Annotated in this window: 20 protein-coding genes; 12 read left to right on the forward strand and 8 right to left on the reverse strand. The window is 72.2% G+C overall.

What is annotated here, in order from left to right; translation table 11 throughout:
• Positions 1–82 precede the first annotated feature (82 nt).
• Positions 83–1,327: a helix-turn-helix domain-containing protein gene (locus ACFVKT_RS24300; protein WP_385734798.1), complete on the reverse strand. Its 1,245-nt coding sequence runs from the start codon at positions 1,325–1,327 to the stop codon at positions 83–85.
• A gap of 171 nt (positions 1,328–1,498) precedes the next feature.
• The gene (locus ACFVKT_RS24305; protein WP_384385684.1) at positions 1,499–1,651 is read right to left on the reverse strand and encodes a hypothetical protein; all 153 of its coding nucleotides are present in this window, start codon (positions 1,649–1,651) and stop codon (positions 1,499–1,501) included.
• A gap of 285 nt (positions 1,652–1,936) precedes the next feature.
• On the opposite strand from ACFVKT_RS24305, the gene ACFVKT_RS24310 reads away from it, so the two are divergent.
• The 10 genes from ACFVKT_RS24310 (at position 1,937) to ACFVKT_RS24355 (ending at position 15,022) form a co-directional block, all read left to right on the forward strand.
• Entirely contained in the window at positions 1,937–2,914 is a 978-nt protein-coding gene (locus ACFVKT_RS24310; RefSeq protein WP_385734800.1) for a DUF3068 domain-containing protein, read from the forward strand.
• A gap of 281 nt (positions 2,915–3,195) precedes the next feature.
• Positions 3,196–4,350, forward strand: a complete 1,155-nt coding sequence (locus ACFVKT_RS24315; protein WP_385734802.1) for a glycosyltransferase family 4 protein — start codon at positions 3,196–3,198, stop codon at positions 4,348–4,350.
• 527 nt (positions 4,351–4,877) lie between these two features.
• The gene (locus ACFVKT_RS24320; RefSeq protein ID WP_385735039.1) at positions 4,878–5,603 is read left to right on the forward strand and encodes a class I SAM-dependent methyltransferase; all 726 of its coding nucleotides are present in this window, start codon (positions 4,878–4,880) and stop codon (positions 5,601–5,603) included.
• Positions 5,600–10,381: an alpha-(1->3)-arabinofuranosyltransferase family protein gene (locus ACFVKT_RS24325; RefSeq protein ID WP_385734804.1), complete on the forward strand. Its 4,782-nt coding sequence runs from the start codon at positions 5,600–5,602 to the stop codon at positions 10,379–10,381. Before ACFVKT_RS24320 ends, ACFVKT_RS24325 begins: the two co-directional genes overlap by 4 nt.
• Positions 10,378–11,697: a condensation protein gene (locus tag ACFVKT_RS24330; protein WP_385734806.1), complete on the forward strand. Its 1,320-nt coding sequence runs from the start codon at positions 10,378–10,380 to the stop codon at positions 11,695–11,697. The genes ACFVKT_RS24325 and ACFVKT_RS24330 overlap by 4 nt, the downstream gene beginning before the upstream one ends.
• Positions 11,694–12,452: a class I SAM-dependent methyltransferase gene (locus tag ACFVKT_RS24335; RefSeq protein WP_385734807.1), complete on the forward strand. Its 759-nt coding sequence runs from the start codon at positions 11,694–11,696 to the stop codon at positions 12,450–12,452. Before ACFVKT_RS24330 ends, ACFVKT_RS24335 begins: the two co-directional genes overlap by 4 nt.
• Before the next feature lie 15 nt (positions 12,453–12,467).
• Positions 12,468–13,373 carry a hypothetical protein gene (locus ACFVKT_RS24340; RefSeq protein WP_385735041.1) on the forward strand — a complete coding sequence of 302 codons (906 nt, stop codon included), beginning with the start codon at positions 12,468–12,470 and terminating at the stop codon, positions 13,371–13,373.
• Positions 13,370–13,597, forward strand: a complete 228-nt coding sequence (locus ACFVKT_RS24345) for a Trm112 family protein (RefSeq protein WP_385734809.1) — start codon at positions 13,370–13,372, stop codon at positions 13,595–13,597. The genes ACFVKT_RS24340 and ACFVKT_RS24345 overlap by 4 nt, the downstream gene beginning before the upstream one ends.
• On the forward strand, positions 13,594–14,514 hold the full coding sequence (locus tag ACFVKT_RS24350; protein ID WP_385734811.1) for an FkbM family methyltransferase: 921 nt from the start codon (positions 13,594–13,596) through the stop codon (positions 14,512–14,514). Before ACFVKT_RS24345 ends, ACFVKT_RS24350 begins: the two co-directional genes overlap by 4 nt.
• Positions 14,417–15,022: a hypothetical protein gene (locus ACFVKT_RS24355; RefSeq protein ID WP_385734813.1), complete on the forward strand. Its 606-nt coding sequence runs from the start codon at positions 14,417–14,419 to the stop codon at positions 15,020–15,022. The genes ACFVKT_RS24350 and ACFVKT_RS24355 overlap by 98 nt, the downstream gene beginning before the upstream one ends.
• A gap of 30 nt (positions 15,023–15,052) precedes the next feature.
• On the opposite strand, the gene ACFVKT_RS24360 is transcribed toward ACFVKT_RS24355, so the two are convergent.
• The 6 genes from ACFVKT_RS24360 to ACFVKT_RS24385 all read right to left on the reverse strand — a co-directional run bounded on the left by ACFVKT_RS24360 (position 15,053) and on the right by ACFVKT_RS24385 (position 21,167).
• A complete protein-coding gene (locus ACFVKT_RS24360; protein ID WP_385734814.1) occupies positions 15,053–15,958 on the reverse strand; it encodes a RimK family alpha-L-glutamate ligase in 906 nt (301 codons plus the stop codon).
• An 89-nt stretch (positions 15,959–16,047) separates the two neighbouring features.
• A complete protein-coding gene (locus ACFVKT_RS24365; RefSeq protein WP_385734815.1) occupies positions 16,048–17,433 on the reverse strand; it encodes an FAD-dependent oxidoreductase in 1,386 nt (461 codons plus the stop codon).
• A gap of 101 nt (positions 17,434–17,534) precedes the next feature.
• Entirely contained in the window at positions 17,535–18,752 is a 1,218-nt protein-coding gene (locus tag ACFVKT_RS24370; RefSeq protein WP_385734817.1) for an MAB_1171c family putative transporter, read from the reverse strand.
• Between the two features lie 6 nt (positions 18,753–18,758).
• Entirely contained in the window at positions 18,759–19,367 is a 609-nt protein-coding gene (locus ACFVKT_RS24375; protein WP_385734818.1) for a toxin-antitoxin system, toxin component, read from the reverse strand.
• Entirely contained in the window at positions 19,364–19,531 is a 168-nt protein-coding gene (locus tag ACFVKT_RS24380) for a hypothetical protein (protein ID WP_385734820.1), read from the reverse strand. Before ACFVKT_RS24380 ends, ACFVKT_RS24375 begins: the two co-directional genes overlap by 4 nt.
• A gap of 118 nt (positions 19,532–19,649) precedes the next feature.
• Positions 19,650–21,167 carry an oxidoreductase gene (locus ACFVKT_RS24385; protein ID WP_385734822.1) on the reverse strand — a complete coding sequence of 506 codons (1,518 nt, stop codon included), beginning with the start codon at positions 21,165–21,167 and terminating at the stop codon, positions 19,650–19,652.
• A 154-nt stretch (positions 21,168–21,321) separates the two neighbouring features.
• Here ACFVKT_RS24385 and ACFVKT_RS24390 point away from each other — a divergent pair, with 154 nt between their 5' ends.
• Positions 21,322–23,115 carry an aminotransferase class I/II-fold pyridoxal phosphate-dependent enzyme gene (locus tag ACFVKT_RS24390; protein WP_385734824.1) on the forward strand — a complete coding sequence of 598 codons (1,794 nt, stop codon included), beginning with the start codon at positions 21,322–21,324 and terminating at the stop codon, positions 23,113–23,115.
• On the forward strand, positions 23,112–23,915 hold the full coding sequence (locus ACFVKT_RS24395) for a phosphatidate cytidylyltransferase (protein ID WP_385734826.1): 804 nt from the start codon (positions 23,112–23,114) through the stop codon (positions 23,913–23,915). The genes ACFVKT_RS24390 and ACFVKT_RS24395 overlap by 4 nt, the downstream gene beginning before the upstream one ends.
• Positions 23,916–23,940 lie beyond the last annotated feature (25 nt).

Raw genomic sequence — 23,940 nt, forward strand, 5'->3', positions numbered from 1 at the left:
TTGCGGGGGCAATGGGTGTGCGCTGTGCGTGACCGCTGGGGCGTGCGGGGTACGGGAGCACAGAGGCGTGCGCGGTACGTGGCTACCGCCGGGCTCTGGGATCGCCCAGTTCCCCGCGCAGGCGTTGCGCCCTGAGTACCAGCTCCAGTTCGAAGCGGCGGTCGGGGTCGTCGACCTCGTCGCCCCACAGCTCCCTTATCTGGCGCAGGCGGTAGCGGACGGTCTGCGGGTGGACGCCGAGACGGGCCGCGACCTCGGGGGCGCCGCCGCGTGTTTCCAGCCAGGCGAGCAGGGTTTCGGCGAGGCGCCGGCCGTGGGTCGGGCCGCAGTGGGCGAGGGGCGCGAGGCAGCGCAGGGCGAGGTCGTCGATGAGTTCCTCGGGCTGGAGGAGGACCAGGGCCTCGGTGTGTTCCGTGCAGTGCAGGACCTCACCGGCGGGGAGCAGGCGCCGCTCCATGAGCCGTACGGCTGCCTCCGCCCAGCGCAGCGACTTCGCGGCGTCGGCGAGCGGTACCGGGGGGCCGATGGCGCCGGACCAGCCGGTCAGCGCGCGGTGCAGCAGTTCGGGGCGGCCGGCGGCGGCCGGTTCGGGGACGACCATGCGTGGCTGCTCGTACTCCATGTCGAGCAGTACGCCCTGGCTCACGGCGGGCGCGACGGCCTCGCGGGCGGGGCGCAGCAGGACCCCGACGGCGACCTTGTCGGGCAGTTGCCAGCCGATGCGGGCGGCGCGTTCGGTGAGTGCCTCGGCCGGGTCGCCCCGGTGGTGGTGTTCGGAGAGCAGGAGCTCCATCAGGCGGCGCTGGAGGCGCAGGCGTTCACCGGCCTGCCGGGCGGCGGCCTCCGCGTAGCCGCGTACGGACTGGTCCACCAAACCGTCCAGGTATTCGTATCCTGCGTCGACGAGTTCGTACATCGCCGGTGGCGGGATCTCGACCCGCTGCCCGATCTCGGCGAACCGGCGCCAGGCGAGTCGGACCCCGAGCCGGTAGATCGCCTGGAGCGAGTCGAGGCTGCGGCCGTTGAGGCCCTCGCCGCGGCCGAACTCCTGGAAGACCTCCGGGTGGACGCGGGGCCGGCCCTCGGCGGTCTCCAGGTGCTGAACGAAGACCTCGATCGCGCGGCGGATGCCGATCAGCGCCATGGGCTCGCCCGAGTCGTCGAGGAAGACGGGCAGCGTCGGGTACTCGTGGCGGATCTCCTGGAGGATCTCCTCGGCGAGCACCGGCGCCTCGGCCATCGCGAGCGCCGCGAACTGGCGCACCTGGAGGCGGGGGACGTCGCGCCAGGCCGAGCGCGTGGTGACGGTTCCCGGGCGGGGGGTCACGTCGGGGCTCCTGAGGGCGACGGACGTGCGGGCGCCGTCAGGGCTCCGGCGGTCACCCTCGGCGTTCGGATGGGTGACGGGCCGGGTGTGGTCACCGTCGGCGCTCCGGCAAGTAACGGGCCGAGCGAGGTCACCGTCGGCCTACCCGTACGCGACGGGCGGGGCGGCATGTCAGCGCTCCTGCCCGGCGTTCTCGTACGTGATGAGCGGGGTGTTCGGCTGGTCGGGGGTCGCTTCGAGCAGGGCGACGATGCCGAGCGCGGCGCCCACCGCGAGTGCGGTGGCGCCGAGGACGGTCAGTGCGGCGGCGAGCAGTCTGGACATCGCGGGTCAGCCTCTCTGTCGGAGGTCGTCCCCACCCCGGCCACTCGTCCGCGGCCGTGGTCGTCCCACGGTCGTGCGGTCGGCGACCCCTGCCCGTTCCCCGTGGTGCGTTCCCGATGTTCGCCGGTCTCGTCCGGCAAGTCCACAGTCTCGACAATGCATTGACACTCCGTCAAGGGTGCGCCTACGGTTCCCGGCCCATACCGCAGGTGCACTTTCCCCACGGTGTCGACCCGCCCGCACGACCCGCGTGTCGAGCCGTCTCACGCCCCCTGGAGTGCCCGGATGCACCGGAAAGCCTCGCCCGTCTCCCTCATTCTGCTGGGCCTCGGGACCTTTCTCCTCGTGCTGGCCCCGCTGCTCGCGTGGTACGTGAAACCACATGCCGCCGTGAATCCGATCGACATCGACCAGACCGCCGTCTACACCGGCACGGGCAGCGTCTTCGACGTCGACAAGGTCGAGACCGTGCCCGACCAGAAGATCACCGTCACCCAGAAGGTGCGCGGTGACGTCGCCGCCAGCGAGACCAGCGGAAACGGGGTCTGGGACGTGACGACCACGGTCGACACGGACAAGTCGCTGCCCGCGGCCGACCCGCACGACGCGCTGGAGTTCACCCCGCACCGCTGGGTCATGGACCGGACGACCAATGAGCCGGTGCACTGCTGCCAGGAGAAGCCGTACATCCAGGGCGAGGCGTACCTCAAGTTCCCCTTCGACGTGCAGAAACGCGCGTACCGCTGGTGGGACAACTCCCTTGGCGCGACGGTGACTTTGAATTACCGGGGTACCAAGAAGATCCAGGGGTACGAGGGTTACCGGTTCACCGGCACGGTCCCGGCGACGCAGACCGGGACGCGGCTGGTGCCGGGCGCGATCGTCGGTGAGCCCGAGCGCAGCCAGGTGCTCGCCGAGGAGTGGTACGCCAACCATCTCGTCGAACTCGTCGTCGACCAGCGGACGGGACGCGTGCTGTATGCGCAGGTCGGACCCCGTAAGACGCTGCGGGCGCCGGGCGGCACGGAGGACGCCGCGGTGCTGCTGGACGCCGAGAAGCTCGCCTTCACCACGGCCACCCAGAAGTTCGCGGTGGACAAGGCCGAACAGGAGAGCGGCCAACTGCGCGCGGTGGGGCAGACCTTGCCGATCGGGGCGGGTGCGCTGGGACTGGTACTCGCCGCGGTGGGAGTCGTTTTGGTCGTACGCGGCCGCCCGCATCCCGATACGCCCGAGTCCTCCCAGCCTGCGCCCACGATGTGATGAGGCGTCAGCTCACAAAGCTGAAAAATTGTCACCTAGGTGAGTAGCAGCATCGAACCGCTGGGCGAAAACTATCCACCCCCACCCGAGCACAGTCCGTTCACACCCCCGATACAGCCAAGGCCCACGAACCCCACAGAACGGCACACCCGCAGGACCGACCGACCCCCACATCCGCAGGACCGACCGACCGCAAGATCCGCACCCTGCACCCTGCTCGATGAACAACCGTCCGAGCCCCCCACGCTGAGTTCCGCACCCTGAGACGAGTTGGAGCACCCATGCCCCAGCACGTACCGTCCTCGCTGCGCACGGCGTTCCCGCGCTCCGCGCAGCACCTTCCGGCGCTTCCCCAGCCGCCGCGCCGAATCGTCTTCCTTGCCCGCCGGGATCTCGGCAACCCGGCGGCCGGCGGCTCCGAGCTGCTGGTCGACCGCCTCGCCGAGGGGCTGACCCAGCTAGGCCACCAGGTCACCCTGCTGTGCGGCGGGCCCGCGGCCTACCGCGACTACCGTGTGGTCTCGGCCGGCGGCGACCTCGGCCACTACCTGCGGGCGCGCGACACGTTCCACCGCCAGGTCGGCGACTGCGACCTGCTCGTCGAGGTGTCCAACGGTATGCCGTACCTGGCGCCGTTGTGGCACCGCGGCCCCACGCTCTGTCTGGTCAACCACGTCCACACCGACCTGTGGCGGATGCGGTTCGGCGGACCGCTCGCGCCCGCCGCCCGGATCGGCCGAAGACTCGAACACTGGGCGCTGGCCGGCGCCGCACAGCGCCGCAACCTGCTGGTCGCCGTCTCCCCCTCGACGGCACACGCGCTGCACGCGATCGGGGTCGAGCGGGACCGTATCCGGGTCGTGCACAACGGGGTCGAGGAGCCGGGCCCCCAGGGCTCGCGCTCACCGGAGCCGCTGTTCGTGGCGATGGGGCGGCTCGTCGAGTACAAGCGCATCGATCTGCTGCTGCGGCTCTGGGAGCGGGTGCGCCCGGTCACCGGCGGCCGTCTGGTGATCGTCGGAGACGGCCCCGAGCGGGAGCGCCTGGAGCAACTCGCGGGCCCCGGCGTGGAGTTCGCCGGCCATGTCTCCGAGGCCGAGAAGCACCGGCTGCTGTGTGCCGCGTGGCTGCTGCTGCATCCCTCGGCGGTCGAGGGATGGGGCCTGGTGGTCACGGAGGCGGCGGTCCGCGAGACCCCGGCGGTCGCCTTCGACGTACCCGGTCTGCGCGACTCGGTGGTGGACGGCGAGACGGGCGTACTGGCCCGCGGCGAGTCCTCCTTCGCCGCGGCCTGGTGCACCCTCGCCCTGTCCGCCCACCGCCGCACCCTGATGGGCAAGGCGGCCCGCGACCGTGCCGCGCGCTACCGCTGGAACCACACGGTCCGCCGGTTCAGGGCGGTGGCCGCGGAGGCGGTGAGGGGCTGGGCACCGTGAGCGGCCGCGCAGACGGCGAGGGGTCGGGCACCGTGAGCAGCCGCGCAGGCAACGACGGACCAGCTGCCAAGACCAGCCCCGGAGGCAGCAAAGGGGCGGACACCGTGAACGGCCACGCAGGCGGCGACGGACCAACTGCCAAGACCAGCCCCGGAGGCAGCGAAGGGGCAGGCACCATGAGCAGCCGCGCAGGCGGCAAGGAGCCGGGCACGGCGATCGGCCACGCAGGCGGCAAGGAGCCAGGCACAGCCATCGGCCACGCAGACGGCAAGGAGCCAGGCACAGCCATCGGCCACGCAGACGGCAAGGAGCCAGGCACAGCCATCGGCCACGCAGACGGCAAGGAGCCAGGCATCAAGGGCGGCCACGGAGATGCCGAGGGGCCGGCCACCAAGAACCGCCATGGAGGCAGCGAGGGGCCGGGCACCGTGAACGGCCGCGCAGGCGGCGGGGAGTCGGCCGCCAAGGACGGCCTCGGAGGTGGCGAGCAGCCGGCACCAGCCACCAAGAGTGCCCCCACCCCACGCATGAAGGACCCCTCCATACGCCGGTCCGTCACCCTCTTCCGGGCCTTCCTGCGCGAGCAGGAGGACCCGGAGGCCTGCTACTCACTGCTGGCCCGTGACGCCGCCGACCAGGTCGAGGCGTACGACGGCGCCGTCGAGGGCCGTACCGTCGTGGACGTCGGCGGGGGCAGCGGGTACTTCACCGAGGAGTTCCGGCGCCGCGGGGCGCACGCGTATCTCTTCGAACCGGACATGGCGGAGCTGGGGCCGGAGCCGCCCGGCTCGTCGGTCGTGGCGGACGGTTATCTGCTGCCGCTGGCGGACGGGGTCGCGGACGTCTGTTTCTCGTCCAACGTCCTTGAGCACGTGGCCGATCCGCAGACGTTCATCAGCGAGATGGTGCGGGTGACCCGGCCCGACGGGCTGATCTACGTGTCGTTCACCAACTGGCTCTCCCCGTGGGGCGGTCACGAGTGGGCGCCCTGGCACTACTTCGGCGCGGAGCGGGCGCGGGCCCGCTACCGCCGCCGTACCGGAAAGCCCGCCAAGCACACCCTCGGCGAGAACCTCTTCGCCGTGCACATCGGAACCACCCTGCGGCAGGTGCGCTCCCGCGACGACGTCAGGGTCGTCTCGGCGCGCTCCCGCTACTGGCCGTTCCTCGCGGGAGCCGTCGCGAAGGCGCCGGGGCTGCGCGAGTTCGCCACCTGGAATCTCCTTCTCATCCTCCGGCGGTCCTCACCATGACGAGCACGGTCCAGGCTCCACCCCCGGCAGCCGTCCGCCCCACCGCGACCACCTCGGGCCCCCCGGAGGGGCCGCGGTCGCGGCGGTGGCTGCTGGGGTTCTGGGCCGTGCTGTTCGTGCTGTTCCTGGTCGTGCACCCCGGGCGCACGACCTTCGACACCAAGCTCGGTGTCGCGCTCGATCCATGGCAGTTCCTCTCCGATCTGGGCCAGTTGTGGCACGACCGGGGCGGCTTCGGCGGCATCCAGGACCAGTACGTCGGGTACGTCTGGCCGATGCTGCCGTTCTACGGCCTGTGCAAGCTGATCAGCCTGCCGGTGTGGCTGGCGGAGCGGCTGTGGATGTCGCTCATCGTGTCGGTCGCGTTCTGGGGCGCGCTGCGGCTGGCCGAGCGGCTGCGCATCGGCACGCCCGCGTCCCGGCTGCTCGCCGCCGTCGCGTACGCGCTGTGGCCGGTGTTCACGATCGTCGTCGGCTCGACCTCGGCGGCCGCGCTCCCCGGCGCGTTCCTCCCCTGGGTTTTGCTCCCGCTCACCAACGAGCGTTACAGCGCCCGTGTCGCGGCGCTCCGCTCGGCGCTGGTCATCCCCTTCATGGGCGGCGTGAACGCGGCCTCGACACTCGCCGCGCTGCTCCCCGTCGGTCTGTACCTCCTCTCCCGCCCAAGTGGCCCCCGGCAGCGCAGACTGATCGCCTGGTGGGTGCCGGGCGTGATCCTGGCGACCGCCTGGTGGGTGGTCCCGCTGCTGATGCTGGGCATCTACGGCGAGAACTTCCTTCCGTACGTGGAGACTTCGGGGACCACGACGGCCACCATGTCGGCGACGGAGACCCTGCGCGGCGCGGGCAACTGGGTCGCATACCTGCACTTCGGCGAGGCCTGGCTGCCGGCCGGCTGGACGGTCGTGGCCTCGGTGGTCGTGATCGTCTGCTCGGCGCTCGCAGCTGGCCTCGGCCTTTCCGGGCTCGCCCGCCGCGACCTGCCCGAGCGGCGCTGGCTGGTGCTCACCGTGCTGTCGGTCGTGCTCATCACCCTTGCCGGGTACGGCGGTTCGTTCGGCGCCCCCTTCCACGGCGTGGTCCAGGACTGGCTGAACGGCGGGCTCGTCCCCTTCCGCAACATCTACAAGTTCCAGGTGGGGCTGGCCCTTGCCCTCGTGTTCGGGCTGGCCCATCTGGTCGGGATCGCCTCGGAGCAGCGGGGGGCCAGGCGGGTCCGCGGTCGCCGTTACGCCCCGCTGATCGCGGCGGTCCTGGTCCTGCCCGGTCTCGCCTGGCCGTATCTCAACGGGTCGATCCTGAGCCCGGGTTCGTTCCAGGAGCTCCCCAAATACTGGCAGAGCACCGCGGATTGGCTGGAGAAGTACTCCCCCGACTCCCGCGCCCTCGTCGTGCCCGCCACCGCGCACGGGATCTACACCTGGGGCTCCACCATCGACCAGCCCCTCGACGTGCTGGCCGAGTCCCGCTGGGCGCAACGCGACTACGTCCCCTTCGGCACCGCGGGCAACCGGCGCGCCATGGACGCGGTCGAGCAGTCGCTGATGACGGGCGCCGAAGTCCCGGGCCTGGCCGACTACTTGAGCCGGGCCGGCCTCTACTACGTCGTCGTACGCAACGACCTGGACCCCGACCAGCTCGGCTATGTCCCGACCACGACCGTGAAGCGGACCCTGGAACAGTCGGGCTACCAGCGGGTGACGGGCTTCGGCCCCGAGATGACCGGCGGTCGGATCGCCGAGAACACCCCCTTGCAGGTCGAGGGCCTGTATCCGCGCCAGCGGGCCGTGGAGATCTACGAACCGGCGAGCGAGGACGTGGCACGGCCGGGGCAGGCCGGGCTCAAGCCGATCGCCGACACCGCCGTCGTCTCCGGCGGCCCCGAGGCGCTCCTCCCGCTCTCCGCCGACCCGACGATGCGGGACCGCGCCGCCGTGCTCACCGGCGACAACCATCCCGGCCTCGGCACCCCGGCCGTCCAGGTGGTCGGCGACGGGCTGCGGCGGGCCGACACCCGCTTCGGTCTTGTCAACGCCAACACCTCGTACACGTACACGGCCGACCAGCGCAACGACAGTGACAGTGCGCAGGACCCGGGCGCGAAACCGCACCAGATCCTGCCGACCAGCGGCGTCGAGCACCAGACGGTCGCCGAACTGCGCGGCGCCCGCTCGGTGACGGCCTCCTCGACCGGCAACTGGCTGTTCTATCTCCCGCAGTACGACCCCGTGAACGCCTTCGACGGCAACCCGGACACCGCGTGGGCGGAGGGCGCGGCGGGCTCGGCGGACGGGCAGTGGCTGCGGATCGGCTTCACCGGGTCGGTGGACATGCCCTCGTCGTTCAAGGTGACTCCGCTGCCGCAGGACGGTGTGCGCTCGGCGGCGACACGGGTCCGGGTGGAGACGGAGAGGGGTTCCGCCACGAGCTATCTCCAGCCGAACGGAATGACGCAGAGAATCAAGTCGCCGTCGGGCTCGACGAGTTGGCTGAAGATCACGATCGTCGACTCCACGGAGCAGCACGCCGGCCTCACCGGTGCCGGGTTCTCCGAGATCGACATCCCGGATGTCCAGGTGACCCGTCTGCTGAAGCTCCCGACGGACGCCGCCGACTCGGACGCCGGCGCCGAGATCGTCTCCCTGCACCGCTCGGCCGACCCGACCGGGCTGTCCCCGACGGGCACGGAGGCGGGCCTGCACCGCACCTTCTCGACGTCGACGGCGGGGACGTACGAGATCAAGGCGAGCGCGGTCCCGGTCCCGGGCGAGGAACTCGACAAGCTGCTCTACGAGGTGGCGCCCGAGCAGCAGAGCCGGATCGTCGCGACGGCCGACTCGACGGCTCAGCTCGGCGCGGGTCTATCGGCGCGCAATCTCACGGACGGCGACCTGACGACGGCGTGGATCGCGGGCGACAACCCGACGATCCACCTGAGCTGGCCGGACAAGCAGCCGGTCTCCTCGATCGTCCTGGCCCCGGCGGGCGGTCTCTCCACCCGGCCCACGAAGATCGCCATCAGCTCCCCGGACGGGGCGGCGATCGTCGGCGTGGACGAGAACGGCTGGGCCCGCTTCGAGCCCATCACCACCGACCAGCTCGACATCACCGTCACCGAGACCGCGCCGCTGACCGTCCACAACCCGGTCGCCGACACCGACCTGCAACTCCCGGTCGGACTCACCGAGGCGTACATCCCGGCGCTCGACCAGTACCGCACCCCGCAGCCCGCGGGCACCCGCGAGTTCTCGCTCGCCTGCGGGAAGGGGCCGGTGGTCGCGGTCGACGGGAAGCTGTACGAGACGAGCGCGACCGGGACGGTGGAGGACCTGGTGGAACGCCGGGCCATCGACCTGACGCTCTGCCAGGAAGGGCGTGCGGACGCCGAGTTGGACCTCGGTACCGGCGCGCACCGGATCGAGGCGGGGGACGCCGGACCGCTCACCGTCACCGACGTCACGCTGACCCGCGGGACGGTCGCGGAGGGGGCCACCGCCGGGCGTGAGCTGAGGATACGCGACTGGCTCGGCGACCGCCGCGAGGTGACGGTCGGCTCGGGGGCGGCCTCGTACCTGACGACGTACGAGAACTTCAACGACGGCTGGAAGGCGACGCTCGACGGCAAGGAGCTCACGCCGGTACGGCTCGACGGCTGGCAGCAGGGCTGGCAGATCCCGTCCGGCGCGGGCGGCACGGTCAAGCTGTCGTACGAGCCCTCGACGACGTACGAGGCCGGGCTGATCGGCGGCGGGGCCGGCGTCGCCGCTCTCGTCGGCCTCGTCCTGTGGCGCCGCCACGAGCCCAACCCCGACGAGCCGCAGCCGGTGCCGCCGGGGCCCGGGGTGCTGCTGGGCCTGGTCGCGCTCACGCTGGTCGCGATCGTGATCGCCGGGTTCTTCGCGCTGCTGGTCCCGGCGCTGGCGCTGCTCGCGTGGAAACGGCACACGCTCCTTGTGCCGATCGCGTTCCTCGCGCTCGCCGGGGCGGGGGTCGCTGCCGCGACGGGGGCCGGGGAGGCGGTGTCCGCGGACGCCGGTGCGTTCTCTGCGGTGGCTCAACTGCTGGCGCTGATCGGGCTGTTCGCGGGGTTGGTGACGGTCGGGGCGTCCGCTCCCGGCGGTCCGCCGCCTTGGCGGTGGTCGTCGTCACCGGACTCGGCCGGGTCCGAGGCACCGACGGCGCCGTTGCCGCAGCGGGTGCGGGGGGAGAACCCCGGGCCGGGGGTCGATCCCCGTGCGGGGGGCGGGCCTGCCGAGGGGAAGCCCGGCGCGGGGGCCGGGTCGGCCGAGGGGAAGCCCGGCACCGAAGCCGGGCCGACTGGGCGCAAGCCCGGCACCGGAACCGAGCCCGCCGACGAGAAACCCGGCACCGGAACCGAGCCCGCCGACGAGAAACCCGGCACCGGAACCGAGGTTGCCGGGGAGAAGCCCGGCACCGAAGCCGAGCCCGCCGAGGAGAAACCCCGCGCCCGAACCGAGCCCGCCGGGCAGAAATCCGGCGCCCATCCCGGTTCGTCGGCTGCGCGGTCCGGGCCCGGTACCGACGTTGATTCGCCCCCTCCGCCCCTACCCGTCCCTTCCCGGGGCTCCGCCCCGGACCCCGCTCCTCAAACGCCGGAGGGGCTGAATTCTCCCCGGACGGGGCTGGAGCTTCCCCGGTCGGGGCCGGCGCCCGCGAGCGACCGGGCCCGGCCGGAGTCCGGGCCGACGATCTCCGCTCGTGGGCCCGGGTCCGGGGCCGCCCACTCAGTCGACGCAGGGAGGGACAAGGCCACATGACCGCGGTCGAGCACCCGGCACGGAACGGCGCGGGCGGGCCGGTCCGGCCCCCCGCGCGGGTCCCCTTCCCCGTCGTCGACGAGGTCTCCCGGCACTGCCTCCAGGAGGCGGAGCCGGAGACGGTGCACATCGAGGTGCACGTGCCGGGGCGGCTGGACCCCGCCCGGATACGGGCGGCCTTCACCGAGGCGCTGCGCCGGCATCCGCGGATCCTGATGCGGGAGGCGCCGGGGCCCTGGTACCGGCTGCGGTACGAGTGGGAGCTCACGGACAGCCCTGACGTGGAGGTCGTGACGTTCCCGCCGCCGGACCGGGACGCCCTCAAGCACGCCCGCGACCGGGCGCTGGACGACGCCCCGCCCCTGTCGGCGGCGCCGCCGGTACGCCTGGAAGTCGTCGACGAGGACGGCGCGTCCGACGGCACCGTCCTCTTCCTCACCATGAACCACACGGCACTCGACGGCCCCGCCTGCCTCCGCATCCTGGCCACGGCGGCGGAGTTGTACGGCGGGCGGGACAACTCCCCCGCCGCACCCCCCGTACGCACACCCGGCGCCCCCGAGGCCGAGCGGGTGGACACCCCGTCCACCTGGGCGCCGCCCGCCCGCGTGGCCCACGGCACCCCCGAACCCTCCCCGGGCAACGGCATGCTCGTCACCGAGCTGAGCGTGCCGCGCCGTCCCAAGGGCTCCCCGTACACGGTGAACGACCAGCTCATGGTCACGACCGCCCTGATGCTCGCCCACTGGAACAGGGAACACGGCGCCCGTCCCCGCCCGCTGCGGATCACCATGCCGGTCGACGACCGGCCCAGGGACATGGGCATGCCCATCGGGAACGGCACGCGACTCGTCGAAGTCACCTTCGCGCCGGAGGAGGTGGACGTGGAGAGGATGGGCGAACTGCTGCGCCGCACCGCGCTGCGCACCCAGGCCCTGAAGTCGCTGGACCGCCCGCAACTCGGCCATGGCGCGGCGCTGTTGACCGCTCCCGTGGTCCCGGTGTCCTGGCGCGCCGCCGTCACCCGGGGCCTGCGCAGGGCCGCCGCGCCCTGGACCTCGACCACCCTGCTGAGCAACATCGGCCGCATCCCGTACCCGCTGGACTTCGATGAGGCGGCGGGCCGCGCCACCGCGGTCTGGTTCTCGGCGCCCGCCCGGATGCCCCGCGGCCTGACCGTCACCACCGCCTCCACCGCGGGCCGGCTGCATGTCGCCCTGCGCTGGTCGCGCACTCTGCTCAGCCACGGTGACGGCGCCCACCTCCGCGACCTCTTCGAGCACTATCTGCACGCGACGGAGGAGAACGGCCCATGACGACAAAGGCTCCCGCGGCCGAGCGGACAACAGGCTTCGTACGTAGGGGACTTCGCGACTTCTACGAGGATCCGCGCGTCCCCGTCGCGTCCGGCAGCGCGCGCAGTCTGCGCCAGGCCCGGATGCTGGCCGCCGCGCTCGGCCCGGCGACGGCGGGCGCGAAGACCGTCCTGGACGTCGGCTGCGGAGACGGCAGCGCGGCCGCGACCGCGGCACCTCTCCTCGCGGGTCACCGCCTGGTCGGCGTCGACTGGTCGCAGGACGCGCTCCGCCGGGCGCACGCCCATGTGCCGTACGCGATCCGCGGTGAACTCACCGACGGCGGGCTGCCGTTCGCGACGGGAGCGGCCGACGCGGTGCTGTTCAGCGAGGTGATCGAGCACCTCGTCGACCCGGACTCCGCGCTCGACGAGCTCCGCCGGGTGCTGCGCCCCGGAGGCCACCTGATGCTCTCCACCCCGAACCTCGCCGCCTGGTACAACCGCGCCCTGCTGCTGGCCGGCGTGCAGCCGGTGTTCTCGGAGGTGAGCCTGCGCGCGATCCACGGCCGCCCCGGCAAGGAGGTCGTGGGCCATCTGCGGCTCTACACGGCCCGCGCGCTAAGGGAGTTCGTGGCCGCCTCCGGATTCGAGGTCGTAGGGCTGAAGGGGGCGCCCTTCCACGGCGTACCGCGTCCGCTGCGTCCGCTGGACCGGCTGGCCTGCGCGGTCCCGTCGGCGTCCTCCATCCTGCTCCTGCACGCCCGAAGGACGTAGGCGATGTGGTGGGGGGTGGCCGCGGCCCTGCTGGCGAACGTCCTGTACAGCACCGGATTCGTGCTGGAGAAACGCGCGTTGGCGGCCATGCCGGAGGTCGACATCCGCCGCCCCGCGCGGCTGTTGCGGCTGGTCCTCGGCAGCCCGCTGTGGATCGGCGGCTCGCTGTCCCTCGCCGCCGGGTTCGGCGCCCAGCTCGCCGTCTACCGCACGCTTCCCATCGCCGCCGCCCAGGGCATCTTCGTCTCCGGTCTCGTCCTGCTCGTCCTGCTCTCCTCCCGGCTGCTCGGCGAGCGGACAACGAGCCGCGAGCGGTACGCACTCGGCGCGATCCTCGCCGCCCTGCTGATGGTGGTGCTGTCCCTGAGCGAGGACTCGGACACCGTCAGCCGCAGCGCCCCGGCGCCGCTGATCCTCACCGTCTGCCTGCCGTCCCTGGCGGCGGGCATCTGGCTGTACGGGGCCGCCGAGCGCCGCTCCCGGCACCGCCACCGGCAGCCGACCACCGGCGTCGAATACGGCGTGGCGGTGGGCCTGTTGTACGGGGTGAGCTCGCTCGCCATCAAGGGTGTGTCCAGCTATCTGACAACAAGTGGACTCGGCGGCGCGGTGGTTGACCTGCTGCGCTCCCCGTACCCCTATCTCCTGCTCTTCACCGGCGCGTTCGGCCTGGTCATGTCGCAGGCGGCGCTGCAGCGCTGCCGGGCCTCGCTGATCGTGCCGGTCTGCACGACGGTGACGTGTCTGTTCACGGCGGTGCTCGGCACGCTCGCGTTCGGCGAGGCGCTGCCGCACGAACCCGTGCGGCTCGCGCTGCGCCTGGCGGGCACCGCTCTCGCGGTCTCCGTCCTGCTCGCCATGCCCAAGCACGACACCGCGCCCCAACCCCCCGTTGCCCCCAAGGAGTTGACTCCCCCGTGAACCCCGACGACCCGTTGCTGAAGATCCTGGCCTGCCCGCTGGACAAGGGCCCGCTCCACCTTCTCGTACCCGATGAGTCGGTGGGTTCGGAAGCGGCGCTGTACAACCCGCGTCTGCAACGCCGTTATCCGATCGTGGACGGCATTCCGCAGCTGCTGCCGTCCTCGGGCGAGCAGGTCGGCGACGACGAACACGAGGAACTCCTCAAGCGGATGGCCCCATGAGCAATCCCACGAACGACCCTGCGAGCAGCCCTGCGCCGAGGACTCTGACCGCCCGTCTCGCCCGCTTCCTCCCCACGCGGCTGGTCGCGGCGACCGCCCGCCTCGTCTACCCGCGCTTCGAACCCGAGCTGGCCCGGCTCTCCGACCTCTGCCCGCCCGGCTGCGGCACGGCGGTGGACGTGGGCGGCTGGTACGGCCCCTGGACGCACCGGCTGGCCACCCGGGCCGACCGTGTGGTGACCGTCGAACCGGTCCCGCACCTGGCCCGGCTCCTCTCCTCCGCGGCCCCCGCGAACGTCCGCGTGATCCACGCCGCCGCCTCCGACCGCCGGGGCACGGCCCACCTGTGGCTCCCCCCGGACGACGCCGGTGACCGAGGGGTGTCCTCCCTCGTCCGCAGGGACATCCACGCCCGCGCCCTGGACGTGCCGTGCCTGACCCTGGACAGCCTGGACCTCCACGACGTCGACTTCATCAAGATCGACGTGGACGGCAACGAAATGGCGGTCCTGCGCGGCGCGAGCGCCCTCATCGCCCGCGACCGCCCTGCTCTCTTCATCGAGCTGGAAGCCCGTATCCAGCCGGTCGCCCCCGTCATCGCGCACCTCGCCCAGCAGGGTTACGCGGGCTGGGTGCTGCCCGGCGACGCCTGGCTGCCCCTCGCGTCCTTCCCCCTGGAAGCCCACCAGGCCAATACCTCGTACGTCGTCTCTCAGGGACTGCTGCGCAGGGTGCTTCCGCCGCGCGGCCCCCGCTATGTGAACTCGGTCCTCTTCCTCCCGGACGGCCGCCGTCCGGGCGCCGCGCGCGTACGCGACGATGGACCCCATGCCGCCCGCGAAACGCCCCACGACTCCTTTCACGCCTCTCGACTTCCAGCTGGTCCTGCTGCGCCGCATGGCGGACCACAATCCTGACCTCGTCGAGGACGCCCGCCATGAGCTGGGCGTCTCCATCGCCGACATGCGCGAGGCCAACCGCCGCTGGCAGGCGATGCTGCACGCCCCGCGCACCCGGGCGGCCACCTCGCGCTACCGCTCGATCCTCGGCACCCCGGAGTCCGTCACCCCGCGCCAGATCGGCGACCTGGCCTGCGAGGCCCTGCTCTGGCCGGTCCCGCTCTGGCCCGACCTCCGCTTCGAAGTCCTGGTCGCCCCGAACGGGGTGGCCTGGAACGAGTGGCTGGTACGTGAGCCAGGCGCCCCGAGCCCGGCCCTCGAAACCCTCGACGACCTCACCCCCTGGTCCTGCACGGTCGACGAGGCGGCCCGCGCCTTCGCCCCCGCCCGCCCCCTGGAGGGCACGGCCCCGACCCGCTGGGGGCTGGCGTTCACGGCCCCGGACGCGTCGGGCGTACGGCAGGAGTGCGCGGCGGAGTTCACCTGGGGGCTGTTGCAGCGGGTGGGCGTCAAGGGGCAACCGTGACCGCTACCCGGAGCAGGGCAGCCGTGACCGCTACCGGAGCTGGGCAGCCGTGATGATCGCCTCCGCGACCGCGGGCACCGACTCCGGGTGCAGCCAGAGGAAGAGATTGGGCTCGATCAGTTCCAGCTCCATGACGCAGGGCTCCCCGTCGTCGCCGTCGACAAGGTCCACGCGCGCGTAGAGCACCTCACCCGCGTCCGGTACGGCGGCCAACGCGCGCTCCGCGACGGAGAGTTCGGCCGGGGTCGGCTCCCAGCGCTCCAGCCGGGGATGCGCGACCTTGTTCTCGTCGTACGCCGTCCCGGACTCCAGGACGGCGCCCTTCCGGCTGGCATGCAGGAGCCGCCCGCCGAAGAACTGGAGGGCCCGCTCGCCACCGGCGTCGATGTTCTTCACGTACGGCTGCACCATCGCGGTGAGCCCCTCCGCGTGCATCCGCGCGAGATGCCGTACGGCCGTCTCCCGCTCCTCGGGGGCGTACCGGGCGGCATACCGCGCGCCCGCGCCGGCCGTGGGCTTCACCACGAACTCGCGGTCCTCGGGAAGCTCGACGGGATCGCCGGGCGCGACATACCGGGTCGGCACCACCGGAACCCCGGCCCGTGCCAGATCGCCGACATACCTCTTGTCGGCGTTCCACCGCACCAGGCCCACCGGATTGACCAGCCGGGTCGCCCGCCCGCACCGCTCCGCCCACGCCACGAACTCCGCGACCCGCCAGCTGTAGTCCCAGGTGGACCGGATGACGACGAGGTCGAAACCCGCCCAGTCGACCTCCGGATCGTCCCAGCGCGCGACAGCGGCCTCGGCCCCCGCCTCCTCCAGCGCGGCCGCCAGCACGGGCAGGTCCCGGTCCCTGGGCGACTCCTCACCCGGGAGATAGGTGGCGAGCGCGATACGGGCACGTGCGGCACTGCGGGCCACGGTGGACTCCATCCTCGTACGGCAGGCAACTCCTGGTGATCTTTCCGCAGGCTAACAATGCCTTGCGGGGCCGGGCCAGGCGGTTTCACCTGACGGGCGGCTCACCCGAGGGGGACGGCGGCCTTCCACTCCTCGGCCGTGAGGGGCGGCCCCGTGAGCTGCGGCTTGAGCGGGCCGGCCACGGCGGCGAGGAGCACGCTGGGCGTGAGCAGGACGTGGGCGCCGCGCTCCAGCGAAGACACGTCGGTGAAGCGGCGGGCTATGCGGCCGTTGCCGGTGGCGGTGAGCAGGAGGCGGTTGACGTACGCGGCCAGGATCCGGTCCCTGAGCGTGGGGCCGTTCTCCGTCGCGCCCGGGTAGAAGACGTCCTGGCCGGTGGCGAGGTCCCACGCCGCGTTGACCGGCTTGGCCACCGCCTTCTGCAGGGCGCGGGCCAGCCCGGGGCTGCCCCAGCCGCGGGCGCGGATCGTGTCGCGCAGGGCGACGGCACTCTGCGCCGCGACCGACATGCCGTGCCCGTAGATCGGGTTGTACGCCGCGAGCGCGTCGCCCAGCACCGTGAAACCGTCGGGCCAGGGACGCGAACGCTCGTAGTAGGAGCGGCGGTTGGAGGTGGACCGGGTGAACGCGACGCCGGACAGCGGCTCGGCGCCCGCGATGAACTCGCCGATGACGGGGTGGCGCAGTTCCTCGGTGGCGAAGCGCTCGAAGTCGCTTTCGTGGGGGGTGGGTTCGCCGCCTCGGGTGCCGGTGAGGGTGACCAGCCACCGTCCTTCCTCGATGGGCATCAGGATGCCCGCCCTGCCGGGGCCGCCGCCGCGCGGGGCAGCCTGCACATTGAGGACGGGGAAGCCGCGCCGGGCCGTGTCCGGGGCACGGTAGAGGCGACTGGCGTACGCGAGGCCCGAGTTGACCTGCCGCTGTCGCGGTGCGGGGAGGCCGAGGGCCGCGAGCCACTCCGGCGCGCGGGAGCCTCGTCCGGTGGCGTCGACGACCAGGTCGGCGGGGAGCGTGCGCTCGGCGCCGTCGTGGCCGCGGACGCGGACTCCGGTGACGGCGTCGGCGGTGCCTCGGAGGCCGAGCGCCTCGGTGCGTTCGACGAGGCTGATCCGGTCGTCGTCGAGGACCCGCGCGCGGAGGGTCGCGTCGAGGAGGTCACGGCTGCTGAGCACCATGTAGTGGGACTCGCTCCAGCGGCGGAACCAGCCCTGGGGCGACAGCGCGACCATGTCCGTGGTCAGCGGAAGGCGGTTGGCGCCGGCGTTCGTGAGCAGGGCGGTGATGCCGGGGACGAGTTCCTCCATCGCCGAGGCACCGCCCGACCAGAGCAGATGGACGTGCTGGGCCTGGGGCAGGTTCCTGCGGGGCTCGGGGCCCTCGGGCAGGACGTCGCGCTCGACGACCGTGACGACGTCCGCGAACTCGGTCAGGGCGCGCGCCGCGAGCATTCCGGCCATGCTGCCGCCGAGGACGACGGCGGATCTCATGGGCCGTGCGCTGGAAGGTCGTTCTCTCCGGCGACGGGTGCTCCGGGGATCGGCGCTCCGGGAATCGGCGCTCCGGGAATCGGCGTTCCGGGGGCTGGCACTCATGCGGCGGGCACACTCTCTGCTGCTGCGGCCGCGAGTTCGCGGACCGCCCTGATGTCGTCCGTGTGGCGGAGGGCTCGGGACACGGCCTCGATCTCCCCCAGCAGGTCCTCGATGTCCGGGCTGTTGAGAGGGGCCGAGGCGGCGTCCTTCCGGGATTGTCTCTTGGTCTCGATGGCGTCCTGGATCGTCACGACATGGGCGAGCGACTTCGCCCGGCCGGCCTCGTGTCCCAGGCCGACCGCGCTGTCGTACGCCCGTCGGCTCAGGTCCTCGTCGATGTAACGCGCGAGGTGGAGCAGCTCGTCCCGGATGAAGGTCTCGCGGCGTGTCAGGCGCAGTTCGGGTGTGGCCCTCAGCTCGAAGGGGACGCGGTCGCCGCCGACTGCGCGCGTCAGCAGGTAGAGGGACCGGAGGCGCCAGTGGCTGAGCCGGGTGCGGGCACGGCGGCGCAGGTACTGGCCGCCGTGGGGCAGGATGAAGCCCACCGCGATCAGGATGGCGGAGAGGCAGGCGACGGGTGGCGCGAGGTTGGTGCTCAGCCAGTCGAGGTCGTGGCCGGTCCACCGGGCGACGACGGCCGTGAGTTTCGCGCCGTCGAAGATCAGGTTCATCGCGTATCCGACGCCCAGGCACTTCAGGCCGCCGCGCAGCCATACGTCGAGACCGTCGGTGCGGACCCAGTTCCAGATCAGCTTGGCGGTGATCAGACACGCCACGGTGTGCGCGAGCAGATAGAGCAGGATCTCCTCGCGCATGAAGGCGGTGGTGGCGTAGTACGTGTCGAGGTCCCGCCGCCGCTCCTCGTGGACGTCGGCGAGCGCGAACAGCACCCACAGAGCGACGATCACGCCCGAGTAGACGATGACGACCCACCGGGTGACGCGGCGGGTCTCCTCGGACCGGTCGGAGATGCCGTTCCGCCAGGCGGCGATCAGCAGCAGGCAGGAACCGCAGAACGCGGTGAGGAGGCTGTAGACCAGGGGGGCGGAGATGTTCGGTACGCCGGTGACCCGGTTGGTCCAGGCGATGGTCGGCGGCGCCGCGAAGACGAACACGCCGCAGGCGAGGACGAGCAGCCCGCCCACCGCTCTGAGCAGTGGGTCCTTCCAGAGCTTGACGATGCTGGGCAGTTTGATCGCGAGGGCGACGGTCAGGACCGCTGTCGGTATCCAGAAGGAGATGTAGAGGTCGTCGAAGAAGCTGGAAGGACTCATCGCCGGTCAGTCCTGCGGCCCGCGGTAGCCAAGTGACGCCTGGATGGCCCGTCCGACCGGGTCGGCAGGCCCGGGTCGCGCGCCGGAACCGGTCACCCACGAGCGGAAGACGCTCGCCAGCCGCAGCCCGAAATCCTCGGCCTCTGCCTCGTCGGCCGCGTGGGATCCGTGGCGGGCGGCGACGGTGAGGGCGATCTCCTGCCAGCCGGTGCCGTCCGACAGGGTGCGGGCCGCGGCGGCCGCCCCGTCGACGTGGTGGTTGTGGTGTCCCTGCCTCATGTGCCACAACTCATGGCCGAGGATGACGAGTTGCTGCACGGCCTCGGCACGCTCCTCGATGACGACGAGGTCGAAGTCGTGGAACTCCATCCACAGCCCTGTGACCTCGAACTCGTCGGGGAAGCGCTCGAAGCGGAGCCGTACGGGCCGCCCGTCCCGGCGCCCGCTCATCTCCTCGCACAGCGCCTGCGCCAACTCCCGGACATCCACCGGGGTCCTGTCGATCCGCTTGCGCAGCACACGGCTCAGCTCCACCGCGAGACGCCGCATCTCGGAGTCGGTTCCGGCCGGCCGCAGCCCCGCCACGAACTCGCGCAACCTACGGGCAATCCTCATCGCCGCTCCCCGTGGGGGAACTCGGAGAGCGGCTTCCCGCTCTCCGCGAGATACGCCGCGGGCAGCACCCGTACGCCGAGCGCTGCGCCTCGGTGCAGGCTCTTCTCGGCGGTCCGCGCGTCGGGACGCGCGGGTGTCTCGGCAAGAGTCGGGGACTCACTCACCAAGGGGCTCCCGGAAGTTAACTCATCAAATTGTCAGCTTCCGCCGACCCTACGTGCCCCGGTCGGGCCGCGCCATGACTTTCGGGTTCGCCCGCCGCGGACGCCTGTTCCCCCGGCGCTAACTCCTGTTCAGGGTGCGGGTGACGCCCGCGAGTACCGCCGTGGTGAGCACCCAGCCGGCGGCGATCAGGGCGTACGCCAGCCACTGGGCGCCGCCGTCCGCCCAGTACCAGTTGGCGCGCTGGCCCAGCCCGCCGATGGGAATCAGCAGGTCGAGGGTGTAGACGAAGGGCTGGAACGGGGCTCCCTCGCCCTCCTTGACCGGCACCGGATCATCGGCCGCGAAGACCAGCGTGCCGAGCAGGATCAGCCCGAGGAGCCAGACGCCGGCCAGCCACGGCCGGTATCCGTATCCGACGGTGGCATCCAGCACGTGTCCCCAGGCGCGTCCGGCCGGGCCGAGCGTACGGCGTCGATGGCGCTGTTTCGCCAGCAGCACCCGGCGGGCGTCGTCGTCGTGGCCGACCTTCCGGTAGCAGCTCGCCAGTTGCTCGTACGGCTGCGGGCTGTAGCCAGGACTCCGCCGAACCCAGCCCACCCGGCGCACCACGGCCTCCGGCCGGCCCACCGCCTCACGCGCCCGCCCGCCCTCGACCATCTTGATGGACCCATAGACGAATCCGTCCAGCTCCACCACGGCCGGCCAACTGTGCTCGCCCTCATAGAGGTACGAGACCTGGGCGCCCCGCAGGTCGACGGCCCCCTCGGGCGTCTCGGCCACGGTGAAGTCGAAGTCGGTGGCCTGCATCAGAAGGCAGACCACGGAGGGCTCCTCCCCACCCCGCGCACCCTTCAGGGTCGCCCCCTCGAAGGTCACGTTGTCGGAGATCCGGGCCCCGCGGAGGCGTACGGTGCCCTCCGCGGTGAACCCCTTCGACAGATCCAGCGTCCCGGCGGTCACGCTGTCCGCGGCCAGCGCCACACCGTCGGGACTGCTGAGCCGCGCCCCCTGCATGAACAGTCCACCGGACAACTGAGCGCCCAACAACCGCACCCCGCCCCGCGTGGTGAGGTTCTTGCAGAAGACGCCGCCCTCCATGACGAGGCCGCCCGCGAAGACGGCCCACTCCCCGGGGGTGGAGATCCGCGTCCCGTTGAGGTTCAGCTCCCCGGCTATGTGAGCGTTGACGAGCGAAAGCCGGTCCCCGTCCAGCACCGAACGCTTCAGGTCGAGGTGCCCTTGGACCCGGGCCAGCCCGGCCTCCACGCCAGGAACCCAGCTGTCCCTGATGTGGACTGTCCGAGCCGACGCCCCGTAGAGACTCACCGCCTCCTCGAGCCGGCAGTGCTCCAGCCAGAGCACATGGCCGATCTCCGCGCCGTCGAGGCCGAGTTGCCCGGTGATCCGCGCACCGGCGAGCCGCAGACCGGCGACGGCACCGGAGGGCCCGGCGTCACCGCCCACCAGCAACGCGACCAGCACAGCCGCCCGGACGGTGCGCTCGGGCCCCCAACTCCCGCCCCGCACCGGATCATCGGCCTCAGCCTCGCCACTCCGCAGGTCGACCCACCGCCCTTCGGCAAAGGCGTCCCATACCCGTCGCTCCGGGGGCGTCAACTCGATGTCAGGCAGCACAGGGGCACAGTAACGATCAGATTCGCGGGGCGGTGAACTCGTACCGCGAATGAGTACCCGTACTCACTCCGCCCCGGGTCGGATCGCTCAGGTGCGCCCGGTCCGCCGAAACCACACTGAGGGCCCGAGCCCCAAGTCGAAGAGGTGGCGTTCCGTGGCTCATGCCTTGCAGTTGCGTCGTGCGGTCCCCGATGATCTCGACTGGATCCACGAACTGCGCCACCGGGTGTACGCAAAGGAGTTGGGGCAGCACGCCCCGGATCCCACGGGACGGCTGCGCGACGCGCTGGAGGGCGACAGCGTCTACCTGGTCGTTGCTCGGGGCGCGGACCGGCTGGGCTTCGTCAGCATCACACCGCCGTGGACGGGCCGGTACGCGCTCGAACGCTATCTGACACGCCACGAACTGCCACTGCTCACCGAGGACGCCCTGTTCGAGATACGCATCCTCACGGTCGAGCCGCGCCGGCGGTCCACCATGGCCGCTCCGCTGCTGATGTTCGGCGCACTGCGCTGGATCGCCTCCCGGGGCGGCCGCCGGGTGGTGGTGATGGGCCGCAGGGAACTGCTCGACATGTATCAGGCAGTCGGACTGCGGCCGACCGGTCACTCCGTTCACTCCGGCGCGCTGTCGTTCGAGGTGCTCACCGGCGCCGTCATCGAACTGATGAGGACCGCGATGAGCCGCTACGCCGACGCGGTGGAGCGTCTGCGAGCCGGTGTCGACTGGCAGTTGGACATGCCGTTCCTCCCGCGCGCGGACGGCTGCGAGCACGGCGGTGCTTCGTTCGCCGCCATCGGTACGGACTTCCGCAGCCTGCACCGACGCCGTCAGGTGGTCGCGGCCGATGTGCTGGACGCCTGGTTCCCGCCGGCCCCCGAGGTAACGGCGGTACTCGCGGAGGACCCTGCCTGGACGGCCCGGACGTCGCCACCGACCGGCGCCGAGGGCCTGTTGGCCGAGATCGCCACGGCGCGGGCGCTTCCGGAGGAGGCACTGTCCGTCGGCGCCGGCTCGTCCGACCTGATCTTCCGGGCCTTCGGACGGTGGCTGACCCCGGAGAGCCGCGTGCTGCTGCTCGACCCGAGCTACGGCGAGTACGCCCATGTCACCCAGGAGGTGATCGGGTGCCGGGTGGACCGGCTGCCGCTGCGCCGCGCGGACGGCTGGCGGATCGACCCGGCGCGGCTGGCCGCTGCCACCCGGTCCGGCCGCTACGACCTGGTGGTCGTGGTGAACCCCAACAACCCGACCGGCCGCCACCTGCCGGCCGCGGAGCTGCGCGCGGTGATCACCGCCTCACCGAAGAAGACGCGTTGGTGGATCGACGAGGCCTACCTGGGCTATGTCGGCCTGTCCGAGTCGCTGGCCGACCTCGCCTGCGTCGACCCTCGGGTGGTGGTCTGCAGCTCGCTGTCCAAGATGTACGCGCTGTCCGGCGTACGGGCCGCGTACCTGGTCGCCGAGCCGGCCGTCACCGCACAGCTGCGCCGGTGGACCCCGCCCTGGGCGGTCGGCCTGCCCGCGCAGCTGGCGGCGGTGGCGGCGCTGCGCGATCCGTCGTACTACGCCGACCGCTGGGCACAGACACACACGCTGCGCCGTCAACTGGCCGTCGACCTCGCCGCGGTGGACGGCTCCGCCACCATCGAGGAGTCGGTGGCGAACTTCCTCACCGTGACACTGCCGCCCGACGGGCCGAGCGCCGCCCGGCTCGTGCACGCATGCCGCCGCGGCGACGTGTACCTGCGCGACCTGTCACCGATGTCGACGGCATACGAAGGACGCACCCTGCGCATCGCCGTCAAGGACAGCACGGAGAACGCGCGCATCGTGTCCGCGTACCGCACCGCCCTTGATGTGCTGCGATCCGCTGTGCTGCGATCCGGTGGGGCCGCGCTCGGGCCGGTGTCGCCGCGCGTGCACACCGACGTGATCACCCGGTGACCACCGTTGCCGCACTGGCGCCCTACCTCGGTGGGGCGCTGGTACTGGGGGGAGTTGCCGCGGCGGCCTCCCGTCGGCGTGAGCTGATGGTGCGGTGGTGCGCATGGGCGCTCGGGATGCCACTGGTCGTCGGGGCGTTCTGGCTGGGCCGCCCGGGCATCGCCGTCATCGCCGCCGTGGTCGGGGTCATCGGGGTGCTGGAGTACGGCGGGATGCTGCGGCTCGGATGGCCGGACCGGGCGATGCTGGCCACGGCGGTGGTCGCCGTGGTGGCAGCCGCCTGGCTGGCGCCCGGACAGGTACCCCGGGTGCTCGCGGCCGGGGCACTCGCGGTGGCCGCCGTGCCGCTGCTGTCGGGCGACGCCGAACACGGTCTGCGCCGGCTCGGCGCCGGACTGCTGGGGCTTGCCTGGCTCAGTCTGCCCGCCGCGCTGGTGCCGCTGGGGGCGACCGCACTCGCGCTCTTCGTGGCCGTCTCGGTCGCCGACATCGTGGCGTACTTCGCCGGCCAAAAGCTCGGCGGCCCGCGACTGTCCCCCCTCTCCCCGGCCAAGCGGTGGAGCGGAACCGTCACCGGCGCCGCGGCCGGCCTCGGCACACTCGCGGTGCTCTCCGTACCGACCTGGCCGATGGCGCTCGCGGTGGCAGTCGGCGGCCCGGCCGGCGACCTGCTCGAATCGATGATCAAGCGAGGCGCAGACACCAAGGACGCCGCCGGCTGGCTACCCGGTTCGGGCGGCCTCCTCGACCGAATCGACTCACTGCTGATCGCGCTGGCCGTGTTGCTGCTACTGAGCTGAGCCGACCGCCCTCGACGGGCCCCAC

The organism is Streptomyces sp. NPDC127595 (assembly GCF_042671685.1).
In the GTDB taxonomy this organism is placed as follows: Bacteria; Actinomycetota; Actinomycetes; order Streptomycetales; family Streptomycetaceae; genus Streptomyces.